Annotated in this window: 1 rRNA gene (cut by a window edge); it reads left to right on the top strand. The window is 53.6% G+C overall.

The window, feature by feature from the left end:
• A 23S ribosomal RNA gene (locus tag HFK18_RS21550) occupies positions 1–2451 on the top strand (it extends 430 nt beyond the left edge of the window).
• Positions 2452–2500: the final 49 nt, after the last annotated feature.

Genomic DNA, 2500 nt, shown 5'->3' with positions numbered 1-2500 from the left:
CGATAGTGAACCAGTACCGTGAGGGAAAGGCGAAAAGAACCCCGGAGAGGGGAGTGAAATAGATCCTGAAACCGTGTGCGTACAAGCAGTAGGAGCCTCGCAAGGGGTGACTGCGTACCTTTTGTATAATGGGTCAGCGACTTACTGTTCGTGGCAAGCTTAACCGTATAGGGGAGGCGAAGGGAAACCGAGTCTGATAAGGGCGCATAGTCGCGGGCAGTAGACCCGAAACCGGGTGATCTAGTCATGGCCAGGGTGAAGGTGCCGTAACAGGTACTGGAGGCCCGAACCCACGTCTGTTGCAAAAGACGGGGATGAGCTGTGATTAGGAGTGAAAAGCTAATCGAACCCGGAGATAGCTGGTTCTCCTCGAAAGCTATTTAGGTAGCGCCTCATATGTATCCTCTCGGGGGTAGAGCACTGTTATGGCTAGGGGGTCATCGCGACTTACCAAACCATTGCAAACTCCGAATACCGAGACGGACTGTATGGGAGACACACGGCGGGTGCTAACGTCCGTCGTGAAAAGGGAAACAACCCAGACCCACAGCTAAGGTCCCAAATTTTGTGCTAAGTGGAAAACCATGTGGAAAGGCACAGACAGCCAGGAGGTTGGCTTAGAAGCAGCCACCCTTTAAAGAAAGCGTAATAGCTCACTGGTCGAGTCGGTCTGCGGGGAAGATTTAACGGGGCTAAGCACAGAACCGAAGCTTGGGGTGTGCATATTTATATGTACGCGGTAGAGGAGCGTTCCGTAAGCCGTTGAAGGTGGATTGAGAAGTCTGCTGGAGGTATCGGAAGTGCGAATGCTGACATGAGTAACGATAATGCGGGTGAAAAACCCGCACGCCGAAAGCCCAAGGTTTCCTTGCGCAACGTTAATCGGCGCAGGGTGAGTCGGCCCCTAAGGCGAGGACGAAAGTCGTAGTCGATGGGAAGCAGGTTAATATTCCTGCACCTCGCGTAAGTGCGATGGAGGGACGGAGAAGGTTAGGCATACCGGGCGTTGGTTGTCCCGGGGAAAGGCGGTAGGTTTGGATCTTTGGCAAATCCGGGATCCTTCAAGACCGAGCACCGAGACGAGCCTTTATGGCGAAGTTGCTGATACCACGCTTCCAGGAAAAGCTCCTAAGCTTCAGCTTACGCAGACCGTACCGTAAACCGACACAGGTGGGTAGGATGAGAATTCTCAGGCGCTTGAGAGAACTCGGGTGAAGGAACTAGGCAACATGGCACCGTAACTTCGGGAGAAGGTGCACCCTTTTTGGTGGCTCATGCGAGCTATAGCTGAAGAGGGTCGCAGTAACCAGGCCGCTGCGACTGTTTATCAAAAACACAGCACTCTGCAAACACGAAAGTGGACGTATAGGGTGTGACGCCTGCCCGGTGCTGGAAGGTTAATTGATGGGGTCAGCCGCAAGGCGAAGCTCTTGATCGAAGCCCCAGTAAACGGCGGCCGTAACTATAACGGTCCTAAGGTAGCGAAATTCCTTGTCGGGTAAGTTCCGACCTGCACGAATGGCGTAACGACAGCGGCGCTGTCTCCACCCGAGACTCAGTGAAATTGAAATCGCTGTGAAGATGCAGCGTTCCCGTGGCAAGACGGAAAGACCCCGTGAACCTTTACTATAGCTTTACACTGAACGTTGAGTTCGTCTGTGTAGGATAGGTGGGAGGCTATGAAACCATGGCGCTAGCTGTGGCGGAGCCATCCTTGAAATACCACCCTGTCGTGCTTGACGTTCTAACCTGGGTCCATTATCTGGATCGGGGACCGTGTATGGTGGGTAGTTTGACTGGGGCGGTCTCCTCCTAAAGAGTAACGGAGGAGCTCGAAGGTACGCTCAGCGCGGTCGGACATCGCGCACTGTGTGCAAAGGCATAAGCGTGCTTGACTGCAAGATCGACGGATCAAGCAGGTAGGAAACTAGGACTTAGTGATCCGGTGGTTCTGTATGGAAGGGCCATCGCTCAACGGATAAAAGGTACTCCGGGGATAACAGGCTGATACCGCCCAAGAGTTCATATCGACGGCGGTGTTTGGCACCTCGATGTCGGCTCATCACATCCTGGGGCTGTAGTCGGTCCCAAGGGTATGGCTGTTCGCCATTTAAAGTGGTACGCGAGCTGGGTTCAGAACGTCGTGAGACAGTTCGGTCCCTATCTGCCATGGGCGTTGGAGATTTGAGAGGGGCTGCTCCTAGTACGAGAGGACCGGAGTGGACGAACCTCTGGTGTTCCGGTTGTCACGCCAGTGGCATTGCCGGGTAGCTATGTTCGGAAGCGATAACCGCTGAAAGCATCTAAGCGGGAAGCGCGCCTCAAGATGAGATCTCCCGGGGCACAAGCCCCCTGAAGGAACCATGTAGACTACGTGGTTGATAGGTCAGGTGTGTAAGTACAGCAATGTATTGAGCTAACTGATACTAATGATCCGAGAGGCTTGACCATATAACCTCAAGTTGCCTTGGCCGACATGACATGTCGATAGATCCAAGTG

The organism is Stenotrophomonas sp. SbOxS2 (genome assembly GCF_013416715.1).
Classification (GTDB): domain Bacteria; phylum Pseudomonadota; class Gammaproteobacteria; order Xanthomonadales; family Xanthomonadaceae; genus Stenotrophomonas; species Stenotrophomonas lactitubi.
The sequence above is the reverse complement of the archived record's forward strand: the minus strand, read 5'-3'. Positions and strand labels throughout refer to the sequence as shown.